Source organism: Actinomycetes bacterium (genome assembly GCA_035489715.1).
GTDB lineage: Bacteria > Actinomycetota > Actinomycetes > JACCUZ01 > JACCUZ01 > DATHAP01.
In genome coordinates this window covers 1-4,022 of record DATHAP010000216.1, presented here as the reverse complement: position 1 = coordinate 4,022, position 4,022 = coordinate 1, and the positions used below count along the sequence as shown (strand labels likewise).

Sequence of the window (4,022 nt, the reverse complement as noted above, 5' to 3'; positions counted from 1 at the left end):
AGCCACTACGTCGAGGTCTTCGGCCTGCTCGACGGCGGCCGGCGCGACGGCGGGTGGATGGGCGAGGGCCGGCCGAAGGGCGGCCACGCCCTCGCGATCATCCCTGGCACCACCCACTACGACGTGGGGGAGTCGCCGCTCTTCGCCGCCGCGGTCCTCGACTTCCTCGACGACCGGAGGGTGTGAGCCGGGTCAGCCGGTGCTGCCCGGGGCCGGCTCCGGCGAGGCCGCGGCCGGCCGGTGCTTGGTCTCCGTGGACAGCAGCGCCGTCACCAGGGCCGCACCCATGATCGCGGCCGAGAGCGCCCACGCTGCCGAGAACGAGTACGTGTCGGCCAGCCAGCCCGCAAGGAGCGGTCCGATGACGGCTCCGAGGTCGGCCGCCATCTGGAAGGCCGCCACCACGGTGCCGCCCCGGCCGGACACCACGTCACCCACCGCGGCGCTGGGGGCCACCGTGAGGAACGCGGAGGCGATCCCGAAGAGGCCCATCGCGACGACGTACACGCCGAGCGACTCATGGGCTGCGAGGGCGCCGAGGCTCAGCGTGCCGAGCGCCGAACCGGCGATCATCCCCGGCCGACGGCCGACCCGGTCGGTGAGGTTGCCCACCAGCAGCAGCGCACCGCCCTGGGTCGCGGCGGACACCAGCAGCCCGATCCCGGTCCAGGTGCCGGAGGCGCCGATGCCCTCGGTGACGAACAGAGGGATGAGCGAGGACCGGATGCCGAAGAGCGCCCAGCCGTTGCCGAGGCTGGCGGTGAGCGCTGCCCGGTAGCCCGAGACGCGCAGCGCGGCACCCAGGCTGGTGTGGTCCTCGGGGCGGTCGTCGACGAACCGCTCGTGCAGCGTCGTCCGGGTCAGGAAGACCATGCCGATCGTGCCCGCCACGGCGAGCGTGCCGGCGTAGACGAAGAACGGCGCCCGCAGCGAGATGTCGGTCAGCGGGCCGCCGATCGCCGGCCCGGCGATGGCCCCGAGCAGGAACCCCGTCTGCCACATGCTGGTCGCCCGGCCGCGCTGGTCCGACTCCGTGACGCGCAGCAGCAGCGAGATGGCCGACACCGTGAACATCGCCGATCCCACGCCGCCGATCCCGCGCAGGAGCAGCAGCTGGGTGTAGGACTGCGAGAGCCCGGCGAGCGCGCTGCTGACGGCCACGATGCCGATGCCGGTGGCGAGCACGACCCGCTCGCCCACGCGGTTGACCAGCCGGCCACTGGCCAGGGCGGACACGAGACGCATGAAGGCGAAAGCAGAGATCACGGCTCCGGCCGCGGTCCGGCCGACCCCGAAGTCGCGGGCGAAGACCGGGATCGCGGGCGCCACGACGCCGAAGCCGACGGCGACCGCGAACGCCACGGCCGTCAGCACGAGGACCTCGCGCGGGAGGTTGCCGAACAGCCGGGACATCGCGGGTCAGGGTAGCCACACCCCGCAGCCGGCCCGAGCCGCGACGAGACGCGGACGCCCCGCCCGGCAGTGCCGGACGGGGCGTCGTGTCGCCTGTCCCGGAGGACCGAGCACTCGGCTCAGTCGTCCCAGGGACCGTAGTCGTCCTCGACCATGACGGTCTCCTTTCCCACCGGGCCACCGGCCATGCGCGCGACCGCGAGCGGTCGCTGCGCACGGGTGCTCGGTCGGCCGTCGCCGACCTCGAGCGGGCCCTACGTGCTCGGCACAACTCTGCGCCATGAACGGACCGGGCGCGTCGAACGAGGCGCGCTCCGGGCAACCTCTGGGTGGGTTGCTGCTCCCGAGTGTACTCGACAGGTCCGCCGGGCTCCTTGAGGGCTCACCACTCCCGGGCCTGAGGAGGCGGCGGCTGCGGGTCCGGGTCGTCGGCCGACAGGTCGACCTCCCAGGTGACGTGGTGCGGCCCGTCGCCGGTCCGCACCTGCAGGCGGCCGTCCGTGGTCGCGACGAGCAGGTCGCCGCCGGGTGCCCAGTCCGCCCACTGCACGTCGGTCAGCGGCTCCCCGTCCAGCCGGTAGTCCGGCGCCCCGTACGTCTCACGGTCGAAGGCTCGGAAGGCCGCGTACGCGCCGGTCACCGTGAGCACCGCGGTGTCCTCGGGCCGCTGCCGCGTCATGGTCAGCGTCGGCGCCCGCCGGATGTCCCAAGGGTCGTCCGGGTCGTACGTCGTCGAGCCGGCCGCCTCGGCCCAGCCCGCCCGCCGCTCGACGGCGTAGCTTGCGGGCCGCACCCACTTCATCCCCCACCGGTCGCGCAACAGCCCGGCGTCGCCCTCGTCCGGCTCGGGCAGCTCCCACACGGCCCGGTCGTCGACGAACTCCGCGCCACGGGTCCACGTGCCGTCGGTGCCCCAGGCCGCGAGAGCGGTCGCCCAGGGCAGCCGGCTGACCGCGACGTACGTGCCGCCGGCGGACCAGCGGGCCGGGCCGCCCAGCGCGACGTACGACAGCAGCCGGCCGTCCGGCGAGAGCGCGCACCGCTGCGGGTAGACGGTCGCCCGCAGCCAGGACCCGGACGTCCAGGACCGCGGGTCCCCGACGTCCCAGCGGCCGAGCCGGCACCAGTCGCTCGGCCCACGCCGGACGACGGCCACGACCGGTGCGTCCCGGGCCGGGACGCCGAACAGGCGCGGGGCCGTCACCCGGCCCGGCGGCCGCCCCGCCCGCCGGAGCGCCGGCTCAGGTAGTCGCTGACGACATACTGACCGAGGCGGCGCGGGTCGGGCTGCAGGACGCGTCCGCCGTTGCGCCGGGCCAGCTCCTGCATGAAGCCGATCAGTCGCGGGTCGTCGTCGAGGGCGAAGACGTTGAGGGAGGCGCCACGGCGGGTCATCCGGTCGACCTCGGCCACGGTGAGGGCGAGCGTCTCGGGCTCCGGCGGCCAGGCGAACCACGGCTGCCCACCGGGCATCAGGTGCGCCGTCGGCTCACCGTCGGTGACGACCAGCACGACCGGCTCGGCCTGGGGGTGCTGGTCGAGGAAGCGGCCGGCCAGGATCAGCGCGTGCTGCAGGTTGGTGCCCTGCACGTAGTCGGCGTCCAGTGAGGCCAGGTCGGTCGGGTCCAGCGTCCGGGCGTAGGACGAGAAGCCGATCACCGTGAGCGCGTCCTGGGGGAACTGCCCGCTCACCAGCGCGTGCAGCGCCAGCGCCGTCGCCTTGGCCACGGCCCACGTGTCGCGCAGCACCATCGAGTAGGACAGGTCGACGAGCAGGCAGACCGCCGCGGACGTCCTGCGGTCGGTCTCGGCCACCTCGAAGTCCTCGGTGGCCAGGGTGATGCCGCCGCGTCCGGGACGGCTGGCGTCCGGCCCGATGGCCGCCCGGCCGGAGCGCACCGCATTGGTCAGCGTGCGGACCACGTCGAGCGGCTGCTCGTCGCCGAACTGCCAGGCACGGCTGGCCCCGGTGAGCTCGCCGGCCTGGCCGGCGTCGGACACGTCGTGACCGCCGCGGGCGCTCGCGTGCAGGTCGGAGAAGACCCGCCGCAGCGCGGTCTGCCCGAGTCGCCGGATCGCCTTTGCCGTCAGCTCCAGCCGGCCCGCGGTGCGGTTGACGTAGCCCTGGGCCTCGAGCTCGCGCTCCAGCCGGCGCAGCTCGGCCAGGTCGTCGGCGGCCCGCCTGCCGAGGGCCCGGCGCACCGCCTCCTCGTCGATGTCCTCCAGCGAGGCACCGGGGTAGTCCTGCCCGACGGCCGACTCGAGCTCGTCGAGGTCGGCGAGGTCCTGCACCGCGCTGGTCGCGTCGCCGGCGCCCAGCGGCTGCTCGCCGCGGACCCGCTCGCGGCCGGACCAGTCCAGGTCCGGCCGGCGGCTGCGCAGCGCTTCGCCGAGCTGGGACATCTCCCGTGCCAGATCCATGTCCTCCAGGGCACCCGCCATCAGCGCGGACAGCTCGTCACGCTGCTGCTGCGAGAGCGACTGCATCATCCGCTCGGCCGCCGCCGCCCGCCGGGCCAGCGAGTCGACGAGCTCCTCCAGGTCGCGCGGGTTGTCGGGAAACATGTCGCCGTACGTCGCCATGAACTCGTCGAACTGCTCCTGGGTGT

The 4,022-nt window shown here is 74.5% G+C and carries 4 protein-coding genes; 1 reads left to right on the top strand and 3 read right to left on the bottom strand.

What is annotated here, in order from left to right:
* Nucleotides 1-186: alpha/beta hydrolase (locus tag VK640_17180; GenBank protein HTE74912.1), on the top strand; the 186-nt coding region annotated here is incomplete at its 5' end.
* A 6-nt stretch (nt 187-192) separates the two neighbouring features.
* On the opposite strand, the gene VK640_17175 is transcribed toward VK640_17180, so the two are convergent.
* The 3 genes from VK640_17175 to VK640_17165 all read right to left on the bottom strand — a co-directional run.
* Nucleotides 193-1,413, bottom strand: coding sequence for an MFS transporter (locus VK640_17175; protein ID HTE74911.1), 1,221 nt, complete (start codon nt 1,411-1,413; stop codon nt 193-195).
* 382 nt (nt 1,414-1,795) lie between these two features.
* Entirely contained in the window at nt 1,796-2,617 is an 822-nt protein-coding gene (locus tag VK640_17170; protein HTE74910.1) for a hypothetical protein, read from the bottom strand.
* Nucleotides 2,614-4,022: VWA domain-containing protein (locus tag VK640_17165; protein ID HTE74909.1), on the bottom strand; the 1,409-nt coding region annotated here is incomplete at its 5' end. The genes VK640_17165 and VK640_17170, both read right to left, overlap by 4 nt.

Excerpts from the sequence above, each read along its gene's own strand:
- VK640_17175 (HTE74911.1), bottom strand. The coding sequence starts at position 1,413 with ATGTCCCGGCTGTTCGGCAACCTCCCGCGCGAGGTCCTCGTGCTGACG.